This is a genomic window from Caballeronia insecticola, from assembly GCF_000402035.1.
In the GTDB taxonomy this organism is placed as follows: domain Bacteria; phylum Pseudomonadota; class Gammaproteobacteria; order Burkholderiales; family Burkholderiaceae; genus Caballeronia; species Caballeronia insecticola.
On sequence record NC_021294.1, the window covers coordinates 1031234 to 1058216 of the forward strand.

Genomic DNA, 26983 nt, shown 5'->3' on the forward strand with positions numbered 1-26983 from the left:
CCGGCAATCATACATCCGCTGCTGCGTCGCGCGGTCTCAGGTCACCCACACCGTCACCGCGTGAATCAGAATGCCGACGGCCCCGCCGACCAGCGTCCCGTTCACGCGGATGAACTGCAAATCCCGCCCGATATTGAGCTCGACGTCGCGCACGAGCGTCGCGTCGTCCCATTGTTTGACGGTCGCGGCAATATGCTTCGCGATGCCGTCGCGCAACTCCGGCGCGAGCGCCTTCAATGCGTCGCGCATGTGCTCGTTGATCGAATCGCGCAAGGCCGGATCGCTGCCGAGCGCCTCGGCAAAGCTTCCGGCCATGCCCACGACCTTCGCGTGCAGCGCGGAATCCGGCCGGCGGATATCGGCATCGAGCCACGCGATGAACTCGTCCCACAGCCCGTTCACGTAGTCGCGCAATTCCGGCCGTTCGAGCCATTCGCGCTTGTGCTCGTCGATGCGCGCCCGGAACGACGGATCGGTTTTGAGGCGCTCGACAAAGCGCTCGACCGCCGCATCGAAGGCCTGACGGCGTTCGTGCGCCGGATCGCTGCTTATGTCGTGCAGCCATTGATTCGCGCCGCGCACGAGGCCCGCCGCGAACTTGTTGCCGAGATCCTCGGCGTTCAGTCCGACGAAACCCAGCATGCCGATGAGCTTCGGATACTCCTCGCCCGCCACCGCGACGATGCGCGTCGCGAGCATCTCCTGCACTTCCGGCTTGTCGAGCCACGCGGCCATCTGCTTCAGGCCTTCGTCGAGCAACAACTGATGCCGCCGGTCCGATGTCAACGTGGACAGCACGCTGCCCGCCGCGCCCGCCAGATCGAAGGTGTCCGCGCGCCGGCGCAAGGTCTCGTAGAGCATAGTCTTGACGCGCTCGTCGTCGACGAAAGACAGCAACTGGCCTACCGCCGTCACCGCCTTCCTGCCCAGCAGCTCGGCATTCTTCGGCTCGGCGAGCCACGCCGACAGACGGCTTGCCGGATCGAACGCGTTCACGCGCGCGACGAGCGCATCCGTGCCGAGGAAGCGGTCGCGCACGAAGACCGCCAGATTGTCGGCGACGCGCGCCTTGTTGGCGGGAAGGATTGCCGTGTGAGGAATCGGCACGCCGAGCGGATGGCGGAACAGCGCGACGACCGCGAACCAATCCGCGAGCGCGCCGACCATCGCGGCTTCCGCGAACGACGCGACCCACGCCCACGCGCCCGCATCGTGCTGACTTTTCGCGAGCACGAACAACCCGCCGGCCGCGACGAGCAGCGCGGCGGCGAACCACTTCATGCGCCTGAGCGCGACGGCTTTGTCCTGCGCTGTGTCCTGCGCTTTTTCCAGCGTTTCCATCTATTTTTTGCTCTGCTGTTTCGAAGAGGCCGACAGCATAGCAGCCGCCGCGCGCTGCAACGCGGCGAGCGCTTCCATGGCGCGTGTGGCGTCATCGGCGGGTACGAAGATGTGATCGTGATACGCCGCCGCGATCACATTGCAGCTAATGCTCGCCTCGCCGAGCGCACGCGCGAACGCGGCCGTCAGACCGACCGCGTTCAGGTCCGAATGCACGGTCAGCGTGATCCATGCCGCGCGAAACAGCGGCGGGATGGCCGCCGCCCGCGCCGCGCCTTCCTCCATCACGACAGTCATGCCTTCGCGTTCGCGAAACGTCGCGACGATATCCGCACCGCTCGGCGCCGCGTCGTGCGGCAGCGATGCGAACACATACACGCCCGGCTGCAGCTCCGGCTCCATCGACGCGATCAGCGTATCGAGATCACGCAGCATTTTCGGCCTCGCGCGTACGTCCCAAAACCGGCCGCAGCGCCGCGCCCGTATGGCTGCGCGGATGCATCGCGAGCGTGTCCGGGTCCGCCGCCGCGACGATCGTGCCGCCGTTCACGCCGCCTTCCGGGCCGAGATCGAGCACCCAGTCGGCTTCGGCGATCACATCGAGATCGTGTTCGATGACGATCACGCTATGTCCGCCGTCCACCAGCCGGTGCAGCACGCGAATCAGCTTGGCCACGTCCGCCATGTGCAGGCCGACCGTCGGTTCGTCGAGCACATAGAGCGTGTGCGGCGGCTTCTGGCCGCGCCGCGTGACGTCATCGCGAACCTTCGACAATTCTGTGACGAGCTTGATGCGCTGCGCCTCGCCGCCCGAGAGCGTCGGCGACGGCTGGCCGAGCGTCAGATAACCCAGGCCGACGTCGCGCAGCAATTGCAGCGGATGCGCGATGCTCTGCATCGCCGAGAAGAACTCGACGGCTTCGTCGATTTCCATCGTCAGCACTTCGCCGATGTTCTTGCCGCGCCACGTCACCGCGAGCGTTTCCGGATTGAAGCGCTGGCCGTGGCAGACGTCGCACGGCACTTTTACGTCGGGCAGGAAGCTCATCGCGATGGTGCGCACGCCCTGGCCTTCGCACGTCGGGCAGCGCCCTTCGCCCGTGTTGAAGGAAAAGCGCGACGGCGTGTAGCCGCGCGCGCGGGCTTCGAGCGTGTCGGCGAACAGCTTGCGGATGGTGTCCCACATGCCGATGTAGGTCGCCGGGCACGAGCGCGGCGTCTTGCCGATCGGCGTCTGATCGACTTCGAGCACGCGGTCGATCGCTTCGAAACCGGTGACGCCCGCGCAGCCCTGCCACGCGTGCGTCACGTCGAACTTCGGCCGAGGCGCTTCGCGCGCGAGCACGCTGGCACGCGATTTCGCCGCGGGCTTGCCGGTGTCGGCGGCTTGCGCAGTACGGCGCGCGCGCCGCACCGCCGGCGACGACAGCACCGAGCGGCCGACCGCATCGAGCAGATTGGTCATCAGCACGTCGCGCGCGAGCGTCGATTTGCCCGAACCGGAAACGCCCGTGATTGCGACGAGCCGGTTCAGCGGCACGCTCGCCGTGATGTTGCGCAGATTGTGCAGCGTCGCGCCTTCGACGGTCAGCCATTGCTCCGGCACGGCGGGACGCTTCGCGGTCGCCGGGCGCACATCGCGGCGCGGTTGCAGCGGATGCACGATCGGATTCGCGAGATACTGCCCGGTCAGCGACGCCTTGTGCGCCGCGAGGTCCGTCACGTTGCCCTGCGCGACCACGGTGCCGCCGCGCTTGCCCGCGCCCGGCCCGATATCGATGATGTGATCCGCGCGGCGAATGGTGTCCTCGTCGTGCTCGACCACGACCAGCGTGTTGCCCTTGTCGTTCAGCTTGCGCAGCGCCGACAGCAGAATCAGGTTGTCGCGCGGATGCAGGCCGATAGTCGGCTCGTCGAGCACGTAGCACACGCCTTGCAGATTGCTGCCGAGCTGCGCGGCCAGACGAATGCGCTGCGCTTCGCCGCCGGAGAGTGTCGGCGCGGCGCGATCGAGGCTCAAGTAGCCGAGCCCGACTTCCTCCAGAAACTGCAGACGTCCTTCGATTTCACTGACCACGTCGCGGGCGATATCCGCGTCGCGGCCCTTGAGTTTGAGCGTCGAGATCCATTCGCGCGTGTCGCTGACGGTCCAGCGTCCGACTTCCGTGATCGGATAATCGCCGAACGTGACGGCGCGCGCGACTTCGTTCAGGCGCGTGCCTTCGCAATCCGGGCAAGGCTGATCGACGATATCGTCCGGTTCCTGATCCACCGAGCCGATGCTCTGTTCGCGGCCGCGATCGTCCTGCGCGAAGAGCGTGTCGTCGAAGGCGGCGCGCTGCTCGCGCGTGAGCTTTACGCCCGTGCCGACGCAGGTGTTGCACCAGCCGTGCTTGCTGTTGTACGAGAACATGCGCGGATCGAGTTCGGGATAACTCGTGCCGCACACCGGGCACGCGCGCTTGGTCGAAAACACGCGCGTTTCTTCCTTGCCGCGACGCGCGCCGCCCTGCCACGAACCGTGCAGATCGTCGAGCGGCGCAAGCAGATGCATCACGCCCTTGCCGACTTCGAGCGTCTCGTCGAGCAGGCGGCGCAGGTCGGCTTCGTGATCGGCGGAAACGACAAGATCGGCGACCGGCAGTTCGATCGTATGTTCGCGGAAGCGGTCGAGCTTCGGCCACGGGCTTACGGGCAGAAATTCGCCGTCCACGCGCAAGTGCGTGTTGCCGCGCGCCTTCGCCCATTTCGCGAGATCGGTGTACACGCCCTTGCGGTTCACGACGAGCGGCGCGAGCAGGCCGACATGCTGGCCCTTGAAGTCGCGCATGATCTGCGCGGCGATCGACTCCGAGCTTTGCGACTGCACCGGCGTGCCGTCGTGGATGCAATGCTGGATGCCGAGCTTCACGTACAGCAGACGCAGGAAGTGCCAGACTTCCGAAGTGGTCGCGACCGTCGATTTGCGTCCGCCGCGCGAGAGCCGCTGCTCGATTGCGACGGTCGGCGGAATGCCGTAGACGGCATCGACTTCCGGACGCCCCGCCGGCTGCACGATGGAGCGCGCATACGCGTTCAGCGATTCGAGATAACGGCGCTGGCCTTCGTGAAAGAGGATATCGAACGCGAGCGTCGACTTGCCCGAGCCGGACACGCCCGTCACCACGTTGAATTTGTTGTGCGGAATATCGACATCGAGCGACTTCAGATTGTGCTCGCGCGCATTCACGATGCGCACCACATCTTCGCCCTGCAACGCGCGGCGCGCGCTCGCGACTTCCGCCGCGAGTTGCAGCGGCACGCCCGCGCGCTTCTCGGCGGCGCCCGGCTGCATCGCTTCGTCGTAGTCGATCAGCGCGCGGCCCGTATGCGACTGCTCGCACGCGGCGACTTCATCCGGCGTGCCGACGCACACGACCTGGCCGCCGCCGTCGCCGCCTTCCGGACCGAGATCGATGATCCAGTCGGCCGCGCGAATCACGTCGAGGTTGTGCTCGATGACGATCAGCGAATGGCCGCGTTCCAGCAGACGCCGCAGCGCCTGCATCAGCTTGGCGATGTCGTCGAAATGCAGGCCCGTGGTCGGCTCGTCGAACATGAAGAGACGGCGTTCCTTCTCGCTGTCCTTGCTGCTTTTCTTCGTCTGCGAGGTCTCGGCGAGAAAGCCCGCGAGCTTGAGACGCTGCGCTTCGCCGCCGGACAGTGTCGGCACCGGCTGGCCAAGACGCACGTATTCGAGCCCGACATCGACGATAGGCTGCAACACGCGCAGCACTTCGGCATCGCCCGCGAACAACTCGACGGCTTCGCTCACCGTCAGTTCGAGCACGTCCGCGACGCTCAGATGACGCCCGCCGCGCTCGATCTTCACTTCGAGCACTTCCGCGCGATAACGCCGGCCGTCGCAATCCGGGCAACGCAGATACACGTCGCTCAGGAATTGCATCTCGACGTGCTCGAAGCCTGAACCGCCGCACGTCGGGCAGCGGCCGTCGCCGGAATTGAAGCTGAACATGCTCGCGCTATAGCCGCGCTGCAACGCGAGCGGCGCCTTCGCGTAGAGCTTGCGGATTTCGTCGAACGCGCCGACATAGCTCGCCGGATTCGAGCGCGCCGTGCGGCCGATCGGCGACTGATCGACGAACACCACATCGCTCAGTTGATCCGCGCCCTTCAGCGCGCGAAACGCGCCGGGCGCCTCGGTCGCCTTGCCGAAATGACGCATCAGCGCGGGCGCGAGCACGTCCTGAATCAGCGTCGATTTGCCCGAGCCGGACACGCCCGTCACGCAGACGAGCCGTTGCAGCGGAATATCGACCGTGACGTTTTGCAGATTGTGATCGCTCGCGCCTTCGAGCGTCAGGCGCGGCGTTTTGTCGTCGACTGCGCGGCGGTTCCAGTTCGATGCATGCGCGACATGTTTGCGGCCGCCGAGATAGGCGCCGGTCAGCGTGTCGGTGTTCTGGATCTCGGCGGGCGTGCCGTCGTAGACGATCTGGCCGCCGCGCTCGCCCGGCCCCGGTCCCATGTCGATGAGACGATCCGCCGCGAGCATCACCGAAGGATCGTGCTCCACGACGACGAGCGTATTGCCCGCGTCACGCAGCCGGTGCATGGCCTCGACGATGCGGTTCAAATCGCGCGGATGCAGCCCGATGCTCGGCTCGTCGAGCACGAACAGCGTGTTCACGAGCGAGGTGCCGAGCGCGGTCGTCAGGTTGATGCGCTGCACTTCGCCGCCCGAGAGCGTGCGGCTCTGGCGATCGAGTGTCAGATAGCCGAGGCCGACATCGCAGAGATATTTGAGGCGCGTGCGCACTTCGGCGTGCAGCAGCTTGAGCGCTTCGTCGAGCAGCGTGGACGGCAGCGTCAGCGAATCGAAGAAGCGGCGGATGCGCTCGATCGGCATCAGCATCAGATCGTGCACGGTCAGGCCCGGCAGTGCTTCGAGCTGCGCGCGCGTCCAGTCGACGCCCTCCGGCATGAAGCGATTCGACGGCGACAGCACGGCGTCCGCCTGTTCCTTCGTGCCGAGACGCCACAGCAGCGATTCGGTTTTCAGACGCGCGCCGGCGCAGACCGGGCACGTCGTATAGCTGCGATATTTCGACAGCAGCACGCGAATGTGCATCTTGTACGCCTTCGACTCCAGATAGTCGAAGAAGCGCTGCACGCCGTACCACTGGTTCTGCCACTTGCCGTTCCAGTCCGGCGAGCCCTTGATGACCCAGTCGCGTTCCTGTTGCGTCAGCTCGTTCCACGGCACGCCGAGACGGATGCCCGCCTTCGTGCCGTAGCGCACGAGATCGTCCTGATTCTCTTTCCACGCGGGCGTTTGCAGCGTTTTGACCGCGCCTTCGCGCAGCGTCTTGCTTTCGTCGGGAATGACAAGCCCGTAATCGACGCCGATCACGCGGCCGAAGCCCCGGCACGTTTCGCACGCGCCATAAGCCGAGTTGAACGAGAACAGCGCCGGTTGCGGGTCCGCATAGCGCAGATCGCTTTCCGGGCTATGCAGGCCGGTCGAAAAGCGCCAGATGTCCGGCTCGCCTTCGTCCTTCAGCACGTAGATGTTCACGCGGCCCGTGCCGCGCAAGAGCGCGCTTTCGATGGCCTCCAGCGCGCGCGAACGCTCGGTGTTGTGCAGGCGAAAACGGTCCGCGACGACATCGAGCACCTGACGCGCGCCGGAATCCGTCTGCACATGGCGTTTGGCCTGCACGCGCGTGTAGCCGCTCGCGGACAGCCATTGTTCGACTTCTTCGTCACTTGCCGTATCGGGCAATTCGACCGGAAACGTGATCGCGAGACGCGGATCGCCGGCGCGGGTGCGCTCGAGCAGTTCGGCGTAGATCGTCTCGGGCGTGTCGTGGCGCACGCGCTGCGAGGTTTTCTTGTCGAAGAGTTCGGCGGCGCGCGCATAGAACAGCTTCAGATGATCGTTCAGCTCGGTCATCGTGCCGACGGTCGAGCGCGAACTGCGCACGGGATTCGTCTGGTCGATGGCAATGGCGGGCGGCACGCCGTCCACGCGATCGACCTGCGGGCGGTCCATCCGGTCGAGAAACTGGCGCGCGTAGGCGCTGAAGGTTTCGACGTAGCGGCGCTGGCCTTCGGCATACAGCGTATCGAACACGAGGCTCGACTTGCCGGAACCGGACGGGCCGGTCACGACCGTCATCTGGCCGGTGTGCAGGTCGAGATCGAGATTCTTGAGATTGTGCTGACGTGCGCCGCGAATGCGGATTGCGTTATTCGATGCCAATTTTTCAACCGGTTCAAAGAGTTGGGCGGCCAGGTCCGGTTTTGCCGGGACCGTGGGCGGCGTCGCGCGAGTGTTCGGAGGCGCGCACCGGCCGTAGCGAACAGTACTGTACACGCATACAGTATTTGTCGCCAAACGTGATACAAGCGGTGATGCGACTGTTCGCTTCCGTTACGCAAGACGCTCGCCCGGGCCGCGCTTCTTTTCACGCTTCTTTCACGCTGACTTCAGATGCGCGATCACCGCGTCCGCGACGGCGTTAGGCGCCTCACGCAGCGGAAAATGCCCCGCGCCGTCGATCACCACGCGCCTATAACCCGCCGTGAAATGTTCTTCCAGTCCTTCCGAACTTGCCGGTTCGTCGCATGAATCCGCGCCGCCCTGGATCATGAGCGCAGGCACATCGATGCGATCAACGGTCGCGAGCCGCGCGTAGAGGTCCGCGAGCGCCGGATCGGACGGCTGGTCGCCGCGCCAGCGCCGGCGATAAGCGTTGAGCGTGATCGGCACCCAGTCGGGATTATCGAAGGCGCGCGCGGTGGTTGCGAACTCGGCTTCGTCGAACCAGCCGGGCGGCGACCATGTGTCCCACTGAATGCGCGCGAAACCTTTGGGATCGGCAGCGACGGCGTCCGGGCCGCCATCGAGCGACATGAACCACTGGTACCAGAAGCGCCGCGCCTGCGAAAAATCGGGCAGTTCGAACGCGCCGCGCGGCTGATACGCCAGCGCGAGCGCGGCCATGCGGCGCACGCGCTCGGGAAACAGTGTGGCGATCGTGTACGCGGCGCGCGCGCCCCAGTCGTGGCCGACGACATCGAACTTTGCGATGCCCAGCGCATCCGCGAGATCGACAGCATCGTTCGCCAGCGCGACGCCCGAGCCGTCGCGCACGGTGTCGGCGGAGAGAAAGCGCGTGCCGCCCGCGCCGCGCAGTTCGGGCACGACAGTGCGATAGCCCGCCGCGTTGAGCCGCGCGGCCACTGCGTTCCACGCGCGCGCGGCGTCGGGCCAGCCGTGCAGCAGGATCACGACGGGACCGTCAGCGGGACCGGCATCGGCGTAGGCGATATCGAGCGTCGGCGTGCGCGCATGGCGTCCGAAGTCGAGCATGGCGGGCTCCTCGAAAAGAGAAAAGTCATTCTAGCGAGCATGCAAGACACGCGCTCGGCATGGCGATCGATGAAATAATCGCCGTTCCACTCGCGTTACACGGACTCACAGGAGACACGCATGACCCGCAATGCATACCGCATCGCCGTGATTCCCGGCGACGGCATCGGCCGTGAAGTGATGCCCGAAGCCTTGCGCGCGCTCGATGCCGTCAGCAAGCGCTTCGGCATCGCGCTCGAATACACGCATATCGAATGGGCGAGTTGCGACTACTACGCAAAGCACGGCCAGATGATGCCCGACGACTGGAAAGCGCAACTACAGAACGCCGACGCGATTCTGTTCGGCGCGGTCGGCTGGCCGCAGACAGTGCCCGATCATATTTCGCTGTGGGGCTCGCTGCTCAAGTTCCGCCGCGAGTTCGATCAATACATCAACCTGCGGCCCGCGCGTCTTTTCGACGGCGTGCCTTCGCCTCTGGCCAATCGCCGCGCGGGCGACATCGACTTCATGATCGTGCGCGAGAACACTGAAGGCGAGTACTCGTCGGTCGGCGGCGTGATGTTCGAAGGCACCGAGCGCGAGTTCGTGTCGCAGACGTCGATCTTCACGCGTCACGGCGCGGAACGCGTGCTGAAGTTCGCGTTCGATCTCGCGCAGCGCCGCAAGAAAACGCTCACCGTCGCGACCAAGAGCAATGGCATTTCGATCAGCATGCCGTGGTGGGACGCGCGTGCCGCGGAAATCGCGCAGCAGTATCCGGATATCGAATGGGACAAGCAGCACATCGACATTCTGTGCGCGCGTTTCGTGCTCAATCCGGATCGCTTCGATGTGGTCGTCGCGACCAATTTGTTCGGCGACATTCTGTCGGACCTCGGCCCCGCATGCACGGGCACGATCGGCATCGCGCCGTCGGCGAACATGAATCCGGAGCGCAACTTCCCGTCGCTGTTCGAGCCGGTGCATGGCTCGGCGCCGGATATCGCGGGAAAAGGCATCGCCAATCCGATCGCGATGATCTGGTCCGCCGCGATGATGCTCGACTTCTTAGGCGAACGCGCCGCGCACGATGCGATGCTTGCCGCCATCGAAAGCGTGCTGAAGGAAGGCCCGCATACCGGCGATCTGGGCGGCCGCGCGAACACCGCCGAAGTGGGCGAAGCGATCGCACGACGCCTCGCCTGAGGTTTTATGCGCCGATCAGCACGCCGCTTCTGATCGGCGTTTCGCCCGTCACGCGGCCCATCGGCGCGCCAGCGTAGACGAAGCGAATCGCGCGGCGCATGTAGAACACGCCGTCGTTGCTCGTGGTGACGGTCGTGACCGCGTCGGTCAGCGGATCGACGATATCGAACACCGCGTCGCCCGCTTTCAGCCGCGCGCCCACCTTCGCCCGATACACGACGATCCCGCTCACCGGCGCCGTCAGTTGCTGGCTGCCCGCGAGCGGCGTGGCGGGCTGCGCGAGCGGCGGCGCGTCCTGCGCGTTGCCGTCGATCACACCGCGCGCAATCAGATATTCGACGATGGCATCGGCATCGTGCGCGGCCGTGTCGTAATCGACGTCGCGCTGGCCGCGATGCTCGATCGTCGCCGCAATGTTCGGCGCGCCGAGCGGAATGCCGTCGCCGAGACGCCCGCGCACTTCGTTCCACAGAAGCGCGTGCACTTCGTCGAAGGACTGGCCGCCGGAATCGCTTGCAAGCAGCACGCCGTTCGCGTGGAGATGGCGCGCAAGCGGCTCGATCGCGGGCCAGCTCGCGGGGCTGGTGTAGATGTGCATCGTCGCTTCGAGCGAGCAGTGCAGATCGAGCACGACATCCGCTGCCGACGCGAGCGTGAGCAACGTCAGCCGCAGCGATTCGAACTCGTTCTTCGCGGTCGTTTCGCCGAGCAGTTCGACGAGCGCGGCACGCAACACGCGCGCGTTGTGCGCGGCATCGGCGGATGAGAAGCGCCCGCCCGCGCGCTCGATCAGCGCGGCGGCCGACGGCAGCGGAAAGTTGCGGTTGAAGTTGTGTCCGCTGTTCGCCTCGAAGCGGCCGAGAAACTGACCGAGCACATGCTGCGACAAACCGATCGGATTCGCCACCGGCACGAGCACGACTTCGCCGCGCATGCGGCCTTCGGCTTCGAGCGCGGCCAGGCGCTGTTTGAGCGTCCACGCGGTGAGCATCGCGGGGGTTTCGTCGGCGTGCAGCGACGCCTGCACGTAGACCTTTTCGCGCCCGGCGTGTGCGTTGCCTGCGTTGCCGAAATGAAAGCTGACAAGCTCGCGCGAAGTGCCGAGCGTTGTCGAGACGAGTGAATGGCGTTGGGTCAGCATCGATGATTCCTCACTCGCCGTAGACGTCGAAATCGAAATACTTGCGCGCGATCTTCTGATACGTGCCGTCCGCGCGCATGTCCTTCACGGCCTTGTCCACTTTGGATTTGAGCTGCGTGTCGTCCTGCCGCAAGCCCATGCCGACGCCGTGATCGCCCATCGAAAGCGGCTCGCCGACGAACGCGAAGCCCGTGCCGCGCGAGGTCTTCAGAAAGCCGTGCTCCGCTTCCACCGAGCCGAGCAGCGCTGCGTCGAGGCGTCCCGCGACGAGATCGTTGAACACGCCCTCCTGGCTCTGATACGCGACCACTTCGACGCCGCCCGGCTGCCAGTTTTTCATCGCACAGGTTTCGAACTGGCTGCCGCTCTGCACGCCGACACGCTTGCCGCGCAAGCCGTCCGCGCTCGCCTTCAGCGCCGCGCTTGGCTTCGCGATCAGGCGCGAGCGGAACTGAAAGAGCTTGGTGGAGAACGCGATCTGCTTCATGCGCTTGTCGGTGATCGCCATCGACGACATGATTCCGTCGATCTTGCGCGCCTGAAGCGCGGGAATCATCCCCGAGAATTCGAGCTCGACCCACTGGCAATGCATTGCGATGCGGCGACAGATTTCATCGCCGAGATCGACGTCGAAACCCGCGACGTGGCCGTCGGGCGTTTTAACGTCCATCGGCGGATAACCGGGGTCGATGCCGAGCCGCAACGTATCGGCGTCTTTAGCGTGAACCGGCGCGGCGGCGGCCAGCGCGGCCGCGAACAGGAGAGAGCTGAGTTTGAGCATGGGCGCGAGAGTCCGAAGGTCGAGCGTCGATAGTACGAAGTCAAAACGCTCACAAAAAGACGCACTTTGCTTATCATGATCACTTTTACTGATCGCTCGATATCGTGGAACTCACGCTGACGCAGTTGCGCATGTTCGTCGCCGTCGCGGAATCCGGCAGCCTGCGGGCGGCGGCGCGGCGGCTCGATGTCGCGCAGAGCGGCATCACGCAGCAATTGCGCAGGCTGGAGGCGCAGGCGGGCGGTCCGCTTTTCGAGCGCGATGTGCGCGGCGCGCGTCTCACGGCCATCGGCGAGCGGCTGCGTATGCGCGCGGACCTGATTCTCGGGGAGTGCCGCAAGACGGAAGACGAAATGCGCCAGCTGCGCGGCGAACTGACGGGGCGCGTCTCGCTCGGACTGGCGGCGGAAGCGACGATGCGGCTCTTTCCCGCGCTGCTCGAAAGCTATCGCGAACGCTGTCCGCGCATCGACGTGCATCTGACGAGCGCGACCTCACGCGTACTGACATCGTGGGTTCGCGACGGCAGCCTCGACTTCGCGCTCGCGCTGACCCCGCCGGACGCCGACATCCACGATATGGAAACGATGCGGCTCTTCGATTCCGATGTCGCCGTGATTGCCCGGCGCGGTCATCCGCTCGAACGCGCCCGCACGCTTGCGGATTTGCAGGATGCGCAGTGGGTCAGCACGCGTCAGCGCGGCGGCGGCGCCGCGCACAACAAGCTTTCGATGCTGTTCGATGCAGCGCAACTCGCGCCGCCGCGCATCGCCGCGACGACCGAAGCCGTGTTCGACACGCTGCACTGCATCGCGGCCGGCGACTATCTCGGGCTGGAACCCGCGGGCCTCGCCGGCCATCCGTTTTTCCGCGAGCACGTCGCGGTCGTGCCGATCGTCGAGCAGGCCGCGAGGACGCCGGTCTGCCTGCTGCGGCGCGCGGGCGTGCCGCTCACGCCCGCCGCGCAGGAACTCGCGACGATGGCCGTTTCGTTCGCGCGAATGCTGCCCGCTCAGCGCGACGCGTGACGGGCGCGCGAGCCTTGCGATCCCTTCGACGCAGTGGCCGCACGCGCGCGGCGCGTCGCCCAGCCCTTCTTCGCGGCGGCTGAGCGGTCCGCGGCAGAACGCCGGCTCGCGGCTGCATGCGACTGCCGCGACAGCGCCTTGGGCGACGCCGCCTTCGTGCTCTCGCGTTTCAGCGCGCGCGTCGATGCGGCGGAACGCTTCGCCTTCGACTCGGTGCTCGGGCTCTTCTTCGTGCGATGCGCGGCCTTCGTGTCCTGCGCGGCTTTCTTGCGCGTCGCCTCGGACGCCGTGCCCTTCTTGGGCGACTTCATCTTCACGCCGGAACGACGCGCCTCCGACAGCCCGATCGCGATGGCCTGCTTCGCCGACTTCGCGCCGTGCTTGCCTTCGCGAATGTGATCGATCTGTTCCTTCACGAATGCGCCCGCCTGCGTGCTCGGGGACTTGCCGGCGCGCTTCGCTTTCGTCGCGCGCTCGAGGGTTTGCTTTTCAGGCATGTCGGACCTCCGTATGAAGTGGACCTACGTCGATAAGGCGAGCAACGCACGTGCCCGCATCATCGCTCGGCAAACGTTTGGCCAGCTTGCGACAACGTTTCAAATGCGTAAGCGATGCTTAACAGTCTGCGCCAGAGTCCCGCGACACAAGGCTCCCGGCGATATCGCCGAACTCGCGAATATTTGTGCGAATCGGTTAAAGCATCCCAAAGGTCTGCCGTTAACGCGCTTATCCATAGCACCCGGGTCGCTCTAATTGAGGCCTGTTTTGCCTCTTGTTCTTGCGTTTGGCTGGGGCCGCCGTGGATATGATCGAAACAGGTAAGCACTTCCCCGCTGGCACTGCAAACCCAACCCTCACTCATCAAGGAAGCAACATGCAGAAAGTTCTCAAGGCATTCGTGCGCGACGAACGTGGCGTCAGCGCCATGGAATACGCCATTCTCGCCGGCATCGTCGTGGTCGCGCTGGTGGCCGTCGGTACGGCTTTCAGCACCAACATGCAATCCATCTTCACGAATCTGACCACCAAAGTGAAGAACGCGGCGGGCTAAGCATTCCGAGCCCTCAAGGTCCGGGTCGTCAACGCCCGGACCTCGAACCGCCTTAACCCGAATCGAGCTTATCGTGACCGTACTGTCTCTCGTCATTCGTCTTGCCGTGCTGGGCGCCCTGCTGTGGCTCGCCGTCAGCGACGTGCGCACCCGGCGTCTGCCGACGAGCATCGTCCTCACGATCGGCGCACTGTTTTTCCTCGATGCACTCGTCACCGGCATGTCGCTCGACGATCTCGTCTCGCATCTGCTGCTCGCGGTCATCGTGTTTCTCGTCTGCCTGGTGTTGTTCGTCACGAAAATGCTCGGCGGCGGCGATGCCAAGCTCGCATCCGTCATCTTCCTGTGGGTGGGCTTCGGTCTTTCGCTCGCCACGCTGACACTCGTCTCGGTGATCGGGACCGTGGTGTCGCTCGTGAGTCTCGCCACCCGCAACATGAATCCGTCTCAGCGCTTCGTGCCGCTGCGCGCGCTCGCGATGTTCTCCGCGGCACGCGGCGTTCCGTACGGCGTGGCGCTTGCCTTCGGCGGCGGCCTCGTCATCGTGCTGCCTGCCCTGCTGCACCTCATCCCGACGCGATAGGACGGCGTCCCTATGTCCAATATCATCAAATTTGCCGTACTGCTGGTCGGCGCGCTTCTGATCGCGCTGATCGTGCGTGTGGTGGTCGCGAGCGCGTCGCGCCCGTCGAAGCCCGCCGAGACGAGCGATAAAGTGCTGGTGAGCGCGGCGAACCTGCCGCAGGGTCTGTTGCTGCGCGACGAGGATCTCGCCTGGAAGGAGATTCCGAAAGCGCAAGTGCCGCCGAACGCCATCGTCGCGGGCGTGGCGGAAGCGCCGGACCTCAAGGGCGCGCTGCTGCGCCATCCCGTCACGAGCGGCACCGTGCTCGTCTCCGACGACGTCTTTCTGCCGAGCGCCCCCGGCTTCCTCGCCGCCACGCTCAAGCCCGACATGCGCGCGGTCTCGGTCGCCGTCGACGATGTATCCGGCAACGCCGGCCTGATCCAGCCGGGCGATTATGTCGACCTGCTGCTCACCCAGCAGATGGACCGCCGCACCGATTCCCCCGAACTCGCCGTGTCGAGCGAAACGGTGGTCGAGCACGTGCGTGTGCTCGCCGTCGGCTCCGAAATCAAGCGGCCCAATAACAGCGGCGGCGACGCCGATGTCGCCGTAGTGCGCGCCCGCACCGTGACGCTCGAAGTCACGCCGCGCATGGGCGAAGTCGTCGCGGTCGCGGCGCGGCTCGGCAGCCTGTCGCTGGCGCTGCGCAGCTTCGCGACCGTCAGCCGCGATCCGGCAGCGCCCATGGGCGCATCGGCGCCCGAGCGCAAGCCCATCTGGGCCGGCGACATTTCACGCGCCGTGCGCGATCTGCCGCGCGCGCATCCGGTTCAGACCGGCGCGCCAAGCGCCGCGCCCGCGATGCCGCGCGTCGTGACCATTTACCGCGGTTCCGAGAAGTCGGATACGTCGAGCGTCGCGCAGGCGGGCGCGCCGGCCCAGGGCGTTCCGCCGCTGCCCTCCGTGCCCGCGGAGCGTTGACCCCGTGCCCAAGTTCGAACGCGCGCCATCGCCAGGATTCACATTCATGAAAACGCAGTTCAGTTGGAGCCGTATCGCGGGTCGTATGCCGGGTCGTATCCCGGGTGGTATCGCGGCGCTCGTCGCATGCGCCGCCGCTCACGCCGCGCCGCCCGCGAAGATGCCGCCGCATGCCGGCGCGGCCTCGCCCGTTCATGCGACGAACGCAGCGAACGCAGCCAATGCCGCGATGCTTCCCGCCGCGCCGCAAAGCCCGCTCGTGCTCGATGCCGGCAAGGGCACGATGTTGCAGCTCAACGAAAACGTCGTGTCGGTGTTCGTCGCCGATCCGGCCGTCGCCGACGTACACGTGCCTTCGCCCCGCGCGGTGTTCGTGCTCGGCAAGAAAACCGGCTCGACGACGCTCTACGTGCTCGGCGCCAACAACCGCCCGCTCGTGCAGCGCACCATAGTCATTTCGCGCGACATGATCACGCTGCGCAGCATGCTCGCAGCGCGCTTCCCGAATACGAACGTGCAGGTCGCCACGGGCCAGGGCACGCTGATGCTGAGCGGCCAGGCGTCGAGTTCGGCGGACGCCGACGCTATCGTGCAGGCGGTCACGCCCTATCTCGCCGAGAAGGAAGTGCTCGTCAACCGCATGACGATCGACCGCCCGCTGCAAGTGCAGTTGCGCGTGCGCATCACGGAAGTGGATCGCAACGTCACGCAGCAGCTCGGCATCAACTGGCAGGCGATGGGTAACGCGGTCGGCAACTTCTATAGCGGCATCTTCAGCGGCCGCGCGATCTACAACCTGAATCAGCCGATCACGGGCGCGAACGGCGCCGTGACCTATCCGGTCAACCTGCCGACCAACAACGCCTATTCGATTTTCGGCGCCTTCAAGACGAATAACGTCGACATTCGCGCCCTCGTCGATGCGCTGAACCAGGAAGGCCTGCTCACGGTGCTCGCCGAGCCGAATCTCGTCGCGCTGTCGGGCCAGACGGCGAGCTTTCTCGCGGGCGGCGAGTTCCCGATTCCGGTCTCGCAGACCAACGGCGCGATCACGGTCGAGTTCAAGCAGTTCGGCGTCAAGCTCGATTTCACGCCGACCGTGATGAACGATCGCCGCATCAGCCTGAAGGTGCGCCCGGAAGTCAGCCAGATCGATACGACCGCGAGCGTCACGACCGGCGGCGTCACGGTGCCGGGCCTGTCGGTGCGCCGCGCGGATACGACCGTCGAACTCGCGAGCGGCCAGAGCTTCGCGATCGGCGGCCTCTTGCAAAGCAATACCAGCGACGTCGTTTCGCAGGTGCCGGGACTGGGCTCGATTCCGGTGCTCGGCAAGCTGTTCTCGTCGACGAACTACCAGAACAACAAAACGGAGCTCGTGATCATGGTTACGCCGTATCTGGTCGAACCGACCGATCCGTCGAAACTGCGCACGCCGCTCGATTCGCTGATCTCGCCGTCGAGCGATGTCGAATACAGCTTCCGGCGCCAGAACGGCGGCGCGCCGCCTGAGGCCGGACAGCCGCGTCTCGTCGGCGCGGCCGGCTACGTTTATTGAGCCCGTCATGAAACACACTCGACTGCTTTCGCTTCTCACAGCCGGCCTGTTCGCCGTGGCCGCCAGCGGCTGCTTCAAGCCGCCGCGCAACATGCCGAACGAAACGACGATCGGCTTCGACGGCATCTCCGCCGTGCCGCCCGACTGCGACAAGCTCGCGCGCCCGTCGCTTTTGACGGACGCGGGCATTCGCCGGCCGAGCATGCAATGGGGCTGCGCCACCTACACCAATCTGGCCGCGCAGCTCGCGCGTCCCGAAGACGCCGTGCATCCGCAGACGCTCGGCCCGGCGAACGCGGCGGTCGCGGCAAGCGCGGTGCGGCGCTACGAGACCGGCCACGTGATCCCGCTCGACCGATCGACCTCGCGCGACAGCAAGTGATGCAACGCGCCACAGCCAGAGTCACACAAGGCCAGCCATGAGCACAGAGTTCTCGTTTTCGAAGCCCAAGTCCGGCACGCGCAACGCCGACTTCATCGCCTTCGTCTCCGATCGCAAGACCGAGCAGATCGTGAAGAGCTTCGTGCTCGAACAGGCGATGCCGCACGCGCATATCGTCGTGGGCAATGTCGACGACGCCATCGCGTATATCGCGAAGGTGGACCGCTCGCCGCTGTTCCTGCTGGTCGACCTTCAGGACTCGGTGATGCCGCTCTCCGACCTGGGCCGCTTAGCCGAAGTGTGCGAGCCGTCCGTGCAGGTGGTGGCGCTCGGCGAGCGCAACGATGTCGGCCTGTTCCGAAGCCTGCTCAAGATCGGCGTGCGCGATTATCTCGTCAAGCCGATCACGGTCGAATTGCTCAAGCGCACGGTCAACGTCTCCGAAGGCAAGGTCAGCCCGGTGATGCTTGCGCGCGCCGGCAAGACAATTGCGTTCGCGGGCTCGCGCGGCGGCGTCGGCGTGACGACGCTCGCGCTCAATGTGGCGCGGCATCTGTCGGAGGACACGCATCGCCGCGTTGCCTATGTCGATCTGAACCTGCACGGCGGCGCGGCCAACTCCATGCTCGGGCTGCAAAGCAACAACGGGCTCATCGACGTGCTGCAAAACGTGCATCGCCTCGATCCGCAATACGTGGAGCGCACGCTCGTCGCCAAGGGCAGCCGGCTCTTCATGTTGTCGGCGGAACATGAATACGGCGCCGCGCGGCCGTTCGGCCCGGGCGCGCTGCCGCGCGTGCTCGAACTGCTGTGCGACAGCTTCCACTACGTGATTCTCGACATCGGCACGGTGACCGATCCGCTCGCGCAAGAAGCCTTCGATCACGCCGCGCGCGTGTATCTCGTCGCGGACCGCTCGGTGCATTCGACGCGCGAAACGATCCGTCTTTTGCGACACATCGAGGACCGCGACAACAATCCGCCCACGTCGCTGCTGCTCAACAATCCGAACGCCGTGACCGGCGGCCGAGTGCAATCGAACGACTTCATGACTGCCATCGGCCGCACCGTGCTGTACGAAATTCCGTTCGAGGCGAAGTCGCTCGCGACTGCCGAAAACCTCGGTGAAGCGCCGAAAGAAAAAGCGGTGAACGGCTTCAATCAGATGATCACGCGCATCGGCGGTGATCTTACCGGCCAGCAAATGAACGCCGAACGCTCGTTCTTCCAGAAGCTCCGGCTCAGGAGAAGCTGATGTTCGGACAGAAGCAGGTTCCCCGCCCGCCCGCCGACGCGGATGCCGCATCCGGCGCCGATGCCGCGCCGGTCGTGGAGGCGCCGCCGGTTGCGCCGGTTGCGCCGATTACGCGCTCACACGCGCCGGAAGGCAGCGAAGTGCTGGTGCGCTCGGACCTCTTCAGGGTGATCCGCAACGGCGTGTTCGCCGCGATGAATCCCTCGGCCGCCGTCGGCAAGACGCGCGAGCAGATGAAGCCCGCCGTCGAGCAACTCGTGCTGGATGTGGCGGAGCGCGAGCGGCTGAACGTGACGATCGCGGAGCAAGGGCAAATCGTCGGCGAATTGTTGAACGATATGTTCGGACTCGGCCCGATCGAGCCGCTGCTCGCCGACGACACCATCACCGACGTACTCGTCAACGGCCCCGATCAGGTATGGGTCGAGCGACACGGCCGGCTGGAACTGACCAACTGCAAGTTCCGCGACAACACGCACGTGACCAACGTCGCGCAGCGGATTGCGGCGGGCGTCGGGCGGCGCGTCGACGAAAGCAGCCCCATGGTCGATGCGCGTCTCGCCGACGGCAGCCGCGTGAACGTCGTGCTGCCGCCGCTCGCGATCCACGGCGCGTCGATCTCGATTCGTAAATTCTCGAAGCGCAATATCACGCTTCATCGCATGGCGCAGCAAGCCAACATGTCGGCCTCGATGGCCACCGTGCTCAAACTCGCGAGCACTTGCCGCCTCAATGTGATCGTGTCGGGCGGCACGGGCTCGGGCAAGACGACGTTGCTCAACGCGCTGTCGCACTTTATCGGGCACGGCGAGCGCACCGTGACGATCGAAGATGCGGCCGAACTGCAACTCGTGCAGCCGCACGTCGTGAGTCTGGAAACGCGCCCCGAAAATGCCGAAGGGCTCGGCGCCGTGACGCAGCGCGATCTCGTGCGCAATGCGCTGCGGATGCGCCCGGACCGCATCATCCTCGGCGAAACGCGCGGCTCCGAAGCCTTCGACGTGTTGCAGGCGATGAACACCGGCCACGACGGCTCCATGACCACGATCCACGCGAACACGCCGCGCGACGGCATCACGCGTCTCGAATCGATGGTGATGATGGCGAACGGCAACCTGCCGCTCCTGTCGATCCGCCGTCAGATCGCGAGCGCGGTGCACATGATCGTGCAGATCGAGCGCATGCGCGACGGCATGCGGCGCGTCACGCGTATCACCGAACTGGTGGGCATGGAAGGCGACGTCATCATCACGCAGGATCTGTTCACGTTCCGCTACGACGCGAGCGCGTACAGCGAGGAAGTGAAAGGCGTGTTCGAAACGGGCGCCGTGCGTCCGGCCTTCGCCGCGCGCGCCGCGTACTACGGCCTCGAAGATGCGCTGCTGGAGGCGATGCGGCCATGAGTAACGTCGACCTCATCACGTTCTGCTCTTTCGCCGCCGTGCTGCTGCTCGGCATCATGCTGCTCGTGGTGCAGGACATGCGCCGCCAGCGCCCCGACGCGCGCATCCAGGCGCGGCTCCAGGCGGCCTTTCCCGCGACCGGTCCGAACGGACGCGAGACGCGCCACGACGATCCCGATCTCTTCACCTTCTCGCGCAACGACAACATCTTCAGCCGCTGGTTCGGCCCGAAGATCGCGCGCCTCAAGACCGTGGCGGGCGCGGGCGGCTTGCGCGTAGTGATCGTCACGGCAATCCTGGCCGAGGTCGTTGCGCTGCTGATGTCGAACCTGCTGCCGCTGCCCGCGCTCGCGACGCCCGTGCTGGTCATCGGCCTGCCGGTGCTGGGCGTCGTGCAGTCGTACCGGTTTCTCGTCGAGCGTTTCAAGCGGCGTTTTCTCGACGGCTTTCCCGATCTCATCGATCTGATCGTGCGTGCCGTGCGCTCCGGCGTTCCCGTGACGCACGTGATGAGCCTCGCGTCCGCCGAATGCGTCGAGCCGCTCAAAAGCGAATTCAGGCTGATGGGCGACGGGCTGAAGGTCGGTCTCGACCTCGAAGAAGTGTTGGCGACGGCGGTCGCGCGCATCGGCATCGCGGATTTCTCGTTCTTCTGCGTCTGCCTGCTGTTGCAACGCGAGACCGGCGGTCAGCTTGGCGAGACGCTCGAAAACCTCTCGGGCATCGTGCGCAAGCGCCGCGAGATCCGGCAGAAGACGAAGGCGCTGACAGGCGAAGCGCGCATCACGACCAAGATTCTGGCTTCGGTGCCGTTCGTCATTCTGGGCAGCATGTTCCTGCTCAACCGTGCGTATCTGATGGTGCTGTTCAATACGTCGGCGGGTCAGAAAGTGCTGACGTGCGCGGCCATTTCGCTGACGCTGGGACTGGGCGTCGTTCACAAGATGTCGAAACTGGATACCGCGCGATGAGTCAGGACAGCATCGAAACACTGATCAACCTGCTGATGCTGCTCGCGCTTGTCGTGGGCATCGTGCTCTGGTGGGCGACCAAGCATGGCGGAACGCGCGGGCGCATTGCAGAGCGCACGCGTCAGGCCGCGGTCGTGCAGCGCAACGAACGCGCGCTGCCGGAAGAAGAAGACGACGACGGCCGCATGGCGCGCTTCACGCAGCGCCTCGCCCGCCTCGGCGACCGCCTGCCGCTGTTCGACGCCAAGTACCGCGCGAAGCTGCGCACGCAGATGATCCGCAGCGGTTATCGCAGCCAGTCGGCGGTGTCGGTGCTGCTCGCGATCAAGTTCGTCGTCGGGCTCATCTGCGCCGCGTTCGCCGTGATGCTCGGCTCGCACATTCCCGTGGTGGGCGGTTATCCGGCGGTACGCGGCATCATGATGCTGCTCGTGTTCGTGGTCGGCATGATCCTGCCGGAATACGTGATCGCCTTCTTCGCGTCGCGGCGGCGCAAGGCCATGGCGTCATGTCTGCCGGATGCGCTCGATCTGCTCGTGATCTGCACGAACGCGGGCAACAGTCTCGGCGTGTCGATCCGGCGCGTCGCCGACGAGTTGAAGACCATCTGCCCGCCGCTCTCGAGCGAGTTCTCGCTGACCGCCGACGAACTGAAGCTCTCGGGCGACAGCACGCGCGCGTTGCAGGCGCTCGCCGATCGCATCGATCTGCCGTCGATCCGCGCGCTCATCTCCACGCTCACGCAGTCGATGCGCTACGGCACGCCGATCACGCAGGCGTTGCGCACGCTGTCGCACACCGAGCGGCTTGCGCACATCGTCTCGCTCGAAGAAAAGGCGGCCAAGCTCGCGCCGAAGATGGCCGTCCCGATGATGCTCTTCATCCTTCCCGCGGTGATGCTGATCGCCGCAGGCCCCGCCGCCATACAACTCATAAGCGTCTTTGCAAAAAAATGAAGACCCTATCGCTTTCATATCCCGGCGTGCGCCGCCTGAGCGTGGCGGTCTGCTGCGCGACGCTCGCGATCGCGCTCGGCGCCTGCACGACGACCACCCGCCAGAGCGTCGACAGCCACCCCGTCATGCGCAATTCGGCGCCCAGCACGATGAGCGAAATGCGTATCGCCGACACGGCGCTCGATTCGGGCAACGTCGAACTCGCGACCTCGCTCTACGAAAAAGCCGTGCAGGCGGACCCGCACTCGGTCGCGGGCCTGACCGGCCTCGGCAACACGCTCTACACGGTCGGTGACTTCACGCGCGCGGGCGTCTATTACGATCGCGCCAGCAAGGCCGATGCGAACGCGCCGGCGCCGCTCGTCGGCCTTGCGCGCGTTGCGATCCGCCAGCGCCGCTTCGATGACGCCATCGCAACTTACCGGCGTCTGCTCACGCTGATGCCGGACGATCCGCTCGCCTCGGCCGGTCTCGGCGCCGCGCTCGACATGAAGGGCGATCACAAGGGCGCGCAGACGGTGCTGCGTCAGGCGCTCGGAAAGAACGCCGGCGATCCGCTGATTTCCGTGAACCTCGGCCTGTCGCTGATTCTCGGCGGCGATCCGCGCGAAGGCGCGAACGTGCTGCTCGACGTGACGCGCTTCCCCGCCGCGCCGCCGCAGGCGCGTCAGGATCTCGCGCTCGCCTACGGTCTGCTCGGCAATCGCGAAGCGGCCGCCGAGATTCTGTCGCGCGATCTGCCGAAGGCGTCGGTCGAGGACAACCTGCGCTATTACGACATCCAGCGCGAACTGCTGGCGCGGCGCACGCCGTCCGTTTCGTCCGTATCGCCTGCGACGCCCGCCGCGATTCCGACGGCTCAAGTGCAAACGACGCGCCTCAAATGAAAGCGTCCGCGCGCCGCCCGCCCTTCGCGATGCAGCTTCTGCGCGACGAACGCGGCATCGCGTCGATCGAATTCGCGTTCGTCGCGTTTTTCGCGATGGTCTTCTTCATCGGCACGGTCGAGATCGCGCTTGAGATGATCGCCGATGCGTCGGTGCAGGCGGCGGCGCAAGCGGCGTCGCGCGTGGGCCTGACGACGATTGCGCCGAGCACGGGCAGCCGCGTGCAGAAGGCGCAGGCGATCGTCGAATCGATCCTCGGCGGATGGAAGAACGTCAACGGGACCATCACGGTCAGCGAGCTGAATTACGGCAGCTACGGCTACGGCAACGTCGCGAGCGCCACGTACACGCCGACGCAGGACATGGGCGGCTACGGCGACGTGGTCGTCTACAAGATCCAGCTCACGATGCCCGGCGTCACCGGCGTGCCCCAACTATTCGGCATCAACGAGCTGACCTTCGAGCGCAATTTCATCGTGCAGAACGAAAAATGAGAACCGCCAGCGAAACAGCCCGATCCATCGCGGCGAGACTGCGCGGCCTGCTGCGCTCGGATCGTGGCAGCGTGTCCATCGAATTCGTGATCATCATCCCGATGATGCTGCTCGTGCTGCTCGGCTTCACCGAGATCTACCTGTATATGCGCGCGGTCACCGCCGTCGATCGCACGGCCTTCACGCTCGCCAATACCATCGGTCAGATGACCTCGATCATCGCCGACAACAACGACACCACCGATGCGAACAGCTACGGCTCGCTGTGGCAGGACGCGGCGCTGCTCGCCGCACCGTATCAGTTGAAGGCGAACGGCATGGTCTACGTGACGTTCCTGTGCGACCCGGACTCCAGCAACAAATGCAAGGACATGGACACCTCCATGACGGCGGTCACGCCGAAGATCCGCTGGACGGCCTCGCCGTCTTCATGGACCAACAGCAAAAGCTCGGGCATGGTGTCGAGGGTGTCGAGCACGAGTCCGCTGCCTACTTCGTGGCCGTTTCGCACCGGGGATTCGGCGATCATCGTGGAAGTGTTTTTGTCGTACAACCCGTTCGTCATGACCTCCACGCTCATTTCGGGGATGCCGGGTCAGCAGACCGTGTACCGCCGCGTGTATGTGCGGCCGCGTGCGCCGCGAGCGTTCTACTGATGCTCGCGGGATCACGGACGCTCACATGCAAATCAAACGCAAAGGGTTCACGTTCATGACGATTTCGTCGACGCTCCGCTCATGCAGCCGTCTGCCGAAAGACGCAGAGGGCGGCGTCGCGATGATGTTCGCCATGTGCGCGAGCATCATGATCGGGTCCATGTGCGTGGCGCTGGACTCGATCGACTACGTGATGACACAGGGCCATATGCAGATGGCGCTCGATGCGGCCACGCTGTCGTCGGGCGTCGATCTGCAACGCTACGGCAACACGCCGAGCGGCGCCAGCCTCGCCAACTGGCAGAAGGACGCGCGCGCGTACTACGACGCCAACAGTCCTTCCGGCATGATGGGCTTCACCATGCCCGATGCCAACTTCTCGGCGAGCGTCTCGGGTGCGCCCGCCACGGGGCAGACCATTGCGCTGTCGGCGTCGGGATCGCTGCCTTTGCTCGCGCCGAAGGTTTTCACCCAGACCTCGGGCAGCGGCTCAGGCAGCGGCTCAGGCAGCGGCTCAGGCAGCGGTTCGGGCGGCACGCCCACGCCCGATACTTCGACGGTATCCGCGAACAACACCGCCATGCGGCTGCCGCAAAGCACGCTGGAACTCGTGATGGTGCTGGACAACACCGGCTCGATGAACGATCCCGCCAACGGCAAGTCCGGCGCGAACAAGATGAGCGGCCTGAAGGATGCCGCCAATTCGCTGATCGGCGATCTCTTGCCGACCGGCACCACGACGAGCAAGAACTTTATCGGGCTGGTGCCGTTCGCGAGCACGGTCAACACGACGGGCGCGCTGCCGTCCACCGGCAGCTGGCTCAGTTCCGTGCTGCCGACCTACAACACGAGCGGCATCACGACGGGCGCGTGGAGCGGCTGCCCGATCGAGCCGCGCACCGGCAACAATCTCTCGCCCGAGCCTTATTCGCCGACGGACTCGCGCAAATTCCAGCGCTACTACTACAACGTGCCGCCGAGCAAGCTGCAGATCGTCACGTACAGTTCGTCGAGCCGGTACACCGCGTGCAACACGACGGGCAGTTCGTCGTCGTCCGTGTCGAGCGTTCCGGTGACGCTGGGCTCGTCGGGCTCGGCGAACAAGTGCAACAGTCCCGCCGCCGGTCAGGGCACCGGCATCGGCACGCAGTTCGACCAGACCAATACGAGCGGTCAAACGCTCACGCAGAATTCGAGTTGCCTCGCCACCTCGATGACCTTCCTCACGCAGAACGCGACGACGCTCACCACCGCCGTCGGCAAGATGACGCCGTCAGGCTCGACGATCATTCCGACGGGACTGCTGTGGGGCTGGCGCATGCTGGAGCCGTCGTGGTCGCAGAACCTGGCGGGCGCGAAAAACGGCTGGATCTCGTCCGATCCGAGCCTGCCGAAACCGACCGACGGTTCCGTGCAGAATCTGCAGCGCGTGATGATCGTGCTCACCGACGGCCAGAACCAGATCGGCGCGGCGGGCTCCATTCCGAATACGCTCTATTTCAACGGGCTCTCGGGCGTCGGGACCAACAGCCTCTCGGCGCCGACGGTGTTCCGGCCCGACGGCAGCAACATGTCGGACGCGCTCATGGACTCGTCGGAGTTGCACGGCGGCAATCCGATCGATACGTCGAGCGGCAACAACGCGGGCTATCCCGACGACGTGAACGCGTTCCAGTTAGCCATCTGCTCGGCGATCAAGGCGAGCGGCATCACGATCTATTCGATCACGTTCGGCGCATCGGCATCGAGTTCGAGCGCGCAGGTCACCATGCAGAACTGCGCGAGCCCGGGCAACTACTATCACGCGCCGGACAACACGACGCTCGACAACATCTTTCAGCAGATCGCCGGCAATCTGGGCGTGCTGCGCCTGACCAAATGACGCGCTAACGCTTCGGTTCGCGCTCGAACGACATGTCGATATCCGTGCTCGCCGAGCGCAAGTCGTCGCGCGCTTCCTGCGCGAGCTTTGCGTAACGCTTGCGGAACATCGCGAGGTCCTTTTCGTCGAGTTCTTCGAGATCGAGCAGCGCGTTATGCGCCTTGTCGACCGCGCGGATCAGTTCGTCGAGCTTGATCTGCATCGCGGCGGTGTCGCGATTCTGCGTGTTCTGGATGAGGAAGACCATCAGAAAGGTGACGATGGTCGTCGATGTGTTGATGACGAGTTGCCACGTGTCGCTGAAGTGAAAGAGCGGACCGGAGGCGCCCCAGACGATCACCAGCAGCACCGCGATCACGAAAGTGGACGCGTGCCCCGCCACCTGCGCGAGCCTGTTCGAGAACTTGAGGAACCACGAGGTCTTCATTCGGCGTCTCCTGAATCGTGCGTGGGTGCGTGCTTGAGTGCGTGCGTGCGGCGGCAAGGCGGCGCGGCTAGAATACCGCTTGTGAACAAGAAGCCCAAACCCATCGACTTTTACGCGCCTTCCGAGCAGGTCGCGCAACGCCTGATCGGCGCGATCGTGACCGTCGATGGCGTCGGCGGGCGCATCGTCGAAACGGAAGCCTATGATCGCGAGGACCCCGCCTCGCATACTTTCTCCGGGCTTACGCCGCGCAATGCGGCAATGTTCGGGCCGCCCGCGCATGTCTACGTCTACCGTTCCTACGGCATTCACTGGTGCATGAATTTCGTGTGCCGCGAGCCGGGTCATGGCGCGGGTGTGTTGATTCGCGCGATCGAGCCGCTCACCGGCATCGACGTGATGCGCGAGCGGCGCGGCCTCGAACCGGTCAAGCTGCTGTGCTCGGGACCGGGGCGTCTCGCGCAGGCGCTCGGCATCACGCACAAGAACAACGGCATGTCACTGGCGGAGCCGCCGTTTCATATCGAGCCGCCCGAGGAAGATTTCGCCGTGGTCAGCGGCCCGCGCATCGGGCTCACGAAGGCCGTGGATGTGCCGTGGCGCTTCGGGCTCGCCGGATCGAAATTCGTCAGCAAGCCCTTCCCGCGCGTGTGAT

At 65.3% G+C, this 26983-nt stretch carries 24 protein-coding genes; 16 read left to right on the forward strand and 8 right to left on the reverse strand.

From position 1 onward, the window contains the following. Positions 1-36: 36 nt before the first annotated feature. From BRPE64_RS18880 to BRPE64_RS18895, 4 genes are all read right to left on the reverse strand, one after another. Positions 37-1341 carry a DUF445 domain-containing protein gene (locus tag BRPE64_RS18880; protein WP_016355117.1) on the reverse strand — a complete coding sequence of 435 codons (1305 nt, stop codon included), beginning with the start codon at positions 1339-1341 and terminating at the stop codon, positions 37-39. Next, complete coding sequence (locus tag BRPE64_RS18885) at positions 1342-1776, reverse strand: ACT domain-containing protein (protein ID WP_016355118.1); 435 nt, start codon at positions 1774-1776, stop codon at positions 1342-1344. Next, positions 1766-7606: an excinuclease ABC subunit UvrA gene (gene uvrA / locus BRPE64_RS18890; RefSeq protein WP_016355119.1), complete on the reverse strand. Its 5841-nt coding sequence runs from the start codon at positions 7604-7606 to the stop codon at positions 1766-1768. Before uvrA ends, BRPE64_RS18885 begins: the two co-directional genes overlap by 11 nt. A 216-nt stretch (positions 7607-7822) precedes the next feature. Beyond that, positions 7823-8719 (reverse strand): alpha/beta fold hydrolase, encoded by an 897-nt coding sequence (locus BRPE64_RS18895; protein ID WP_016355121.1) that lies wholly within the window; start codon positions 8717-8719, stop codon positions 7823-7825. A 120-nt stretch (positions 8720-8839) separates the two neighbouring features. Here BRPE64_RS18895 and BRPE64_RS18900 point away from each other — a divergent pair, with 120 nt between their 5' ends. Continuing rightward, positions 8840-9907, forward strand: coding sequence for a tartrate dehydrogenase (locus BRPE64_RS18900; protein ID WP_016355122.1), 1068 nt, complete (start codon positions 8840-8842; stop codon positions 9905-9907). Between the two features lie 4 nt (positions 9908-9911). Here the strand turns inward: BRPE64_RS18900 and BRPE64_RS18905 are convergent, their stop codons facing one another. Then, positions 9912-11048 carry a succinylglutamate desuccinylase/aspartoacylase family protein gene (locus BRPE64_RS18905; RefSeq protein ID WP_016355123.1) on the reverse strand — a complete coding sequence of 379 codons (1137 nt, stop codon included), beginning with the start codon at positions 11046-11048 and terminating at the stop codon, positions 9912-9914. A gap of 10 nt (positions 11049-11058) precedes the next feature. After that, positions 11059-11829 (reverse strand): transporter substrate-binding domain-containing protein, encoded by a 771-nt coding sequence (locus BRPE64_RS18910; protein ID WP_016355124.1) that lies wholly within the window; start codon positions 11827-11829, stop codon positions 11059-11061. 104 nt (positions 11830-11933) lie between these two features. Here BRPE64_RS18910 and BRPE64_RS18915 point away from each other — a divergent pair, with 104 nt between their 5' ends. Next, positions 11934-12857, forward strand: a complete 924-nt coding sequence (locus tag BRPE64_RS18915; protein ID WP_016355125.1) for a LysR family transcriptional regulator — start codon at positions 11934-11936, stop codon at positions 12855-12857. Here the strand turns inward: BRPE64_RS18915 and BRPE64_RS18920 are convergent. Then, complete coding sequence (locus BRPE64_RS18920; RefSeq protein ID WP_016355126.1) at positions 12842-13354, reverse strand: DUF6496 domain-containing protein; 513 nt, start codon at positions 13352-13354, stop codon at positions 12842-12844. The genes BRPE64_RS18915 and BRPE64_RS18920 overlap by 16 nt on opposite strands. Positions 13355-13731: 377 nt before the next feature. Here BRPE64_RS18920 and BRPE64_RS18925 point away from each other — a divergent pair, with 377 nt between their 5' ends. From BRPE64_RS18925 to BRPE64_RS18985, 13 genes are all read left to right on the forward strand, one after another. Then, positions 13732-13908: a Flp family type IVb pilin gene (locus tag BRPE64_RS18925; RefSeq protein WP_016355127.1), complete on the forward strand. Its 177-nt coding sequence runs from the start codon at positions 13732-13734 to the stop codon at positions 13906-13908. Between the two features lie 73 nt (positions 13909-13981). After that, positions 13982-14491, forward strand: coding sequence for an A24 family peptidase (locus BRPE64_RS18930; RefSeq protein ID WP_016355128.1), 510 nt, complete (start codon positions 13982-13984; stop codon positions 14489-14491). Between the two features lie 12 nt (positions 14492-14503). Then, on the forward strand, positions 14504-15457 hold the full coding sequence (cpaB, locus tag BRPE64_RS18935; RefSeq protein ID WP_016355129.1) for a Flp pilus assembly protein CpaB: 954 nt from the start codon (positions 14504-14506) through the stop codon (positions 15455-15457). 160 nt (positions 15458-15617) lie between these two features. Beyond that, positions 15618-17015 (forward strand): type II and III secretion system protein family protein, encoded by a 1398-nt coding sequence (locus BRPE64_RS18940; RefSeq protein WP_051180502.1) that lies wholly within the window; start codon positions 15618-15620, stop codon positions 17013-17015. A 7-nt stretch (positions 17016-17022) separates the two neighbouring features. Next, the gene (locus tag BRPE64_RS18945) at positions 17023-17397 is read left to right on the forward strand and encodes a CpaD family pilus assembly lipoprotein (protein WP_016355131.1); all 375 of its coding nucleotides are present in this window, start codon (positions 17023-17025) and stop codon (positions 17395-17397) included. Between the two features lie 37 nt (positions 17398-17434). Further along, positions 17435-18652, forward strand: a complete 1218-nt coding sequence (locus tag BRPE64_RS18950; protein WP_016355132.1) for an AAA family ATPase — start codon at positions 17435-17437, stop codon at positions 18650-18652. Beyond that, a complete protein-coding gene (locus tag BRPE64_RS18955) occupies positions 18652-20055 on the forward strand; it encodes a CpaF family protein (RefSeq protein ID WP_016355133.1) in 1404 nt (467 codons plus the stop codon). The genes BRPE64_RS18950 and BRPE64_RS18955 overlap by 1 nt, the downstream gene beginning before the upstream one ends. Continuing rightward, complete coding sequence (locus BRPE64_RS18960; RefSeq protein ID WP_016355134.1) at positions 20052-21026, forward strand: type II secretion system F family protein; 975 nt, start codon at positions 20052-20054, stop codon at positions 21024-21026. The genes BRPE64_RS18955 and BRPE64_RS18960 overlap by 4 nt, the downstream gene beginning before the upstream one ends. Further along, positions 21023-21982, forward strand: coding sequence for a type II secretion system F family protein (locus tag BRPE64_RS18965; RefSeq protein ID WP_016355135.1), 960 nt, complete (start codon positions 21023-21025; stop codon positions 21980-21982). The genes BRPE64_RS18960 and BRPE64_RS18965 overlap by 4 nt, the downstream gene beginning before the upstream one ends. After that, the gene (locus BRPE64_RS18970) at positions 21979-22869 is read left to right on the forward strand and encodes a tetratricopeptide repeat protein (RefSeq protein ID WP_016355136.1); all 891 of its coding nucleotides are present in this window, start codon (positions 21979-21981) and stop codon (positions 22867-22869) included. Before BRPE64_RS18965 ends, BRPE64_RS18970 begins: the two co-directional genes overlap by 4 nt. Then, positions 22866-23363: a hypothetical protein gene (locus BRPE64_RS18975; protein ID WP_016355137.1), complete on the forward strand. Its 498-nt coding sequence runs from the start codon at positions 22866-22868 to the stop codon at positions 23361-23363. Before BRPE64_RS18970 ends, BRPE64_RS18975 begins: the two co-directional genes overlap by 4 nt. A gap of 71 nt (positions 23364-23434) precedes the next feature. Further along, entirely contained in the window at positions 23435-24019 is a 585-nt protein-coding gene (locus BRPE64_RS18980) for a TadE/TadG family type IV pilus assembly protein (RefSeq protein WP_016355138.1), read from the forward strand. 25 nt (positions 24020-24044) lie between these two features. Further along, positions 24045-25901, forward strand: a complete 1857-nt coding sequence (locus BRPE64_RS18985; protein WP_232519241.1) for a TadE/TadG family type IV pilus assembly protein — start codon at positions 24045-24047, stop codon at positions 25899-25901. Between the two features lie 4 nt (positions 25902-25905). Here BRPE64_RS18985 and BRPE64_RS18990 read toward each other — a convergent pair whose 3' ends face one another. After that, the gene (locus BRPE64_RS18990; RefSeq protein ID WP_016355141.1) at positions 25906-26328 is read right to left on the reverse strand and encodes a low affinity iron permease family protein; all 423 of its coding nucleotides are present in this window, start codon (positions 26326-26328) and stop codon (positions 25906-25908) included. Between the two features lie 81 nt (positions 26329-26409). On the opposite strand from BRPE64_RS18990, the gene BRPE64_RS18995 reads away from it, so the two are divergent. Then, entirely contained in the window at positions 26410-26982 is a 573-nt protein-coding gene (locus tag BRPE64_RS18995) for a DNA-3-methyladenine glycosylase (protein WP_016355142.1), read from the forward strand. The last annotated feature ends 1 nt before the right edge of the window (position 26983 follow it).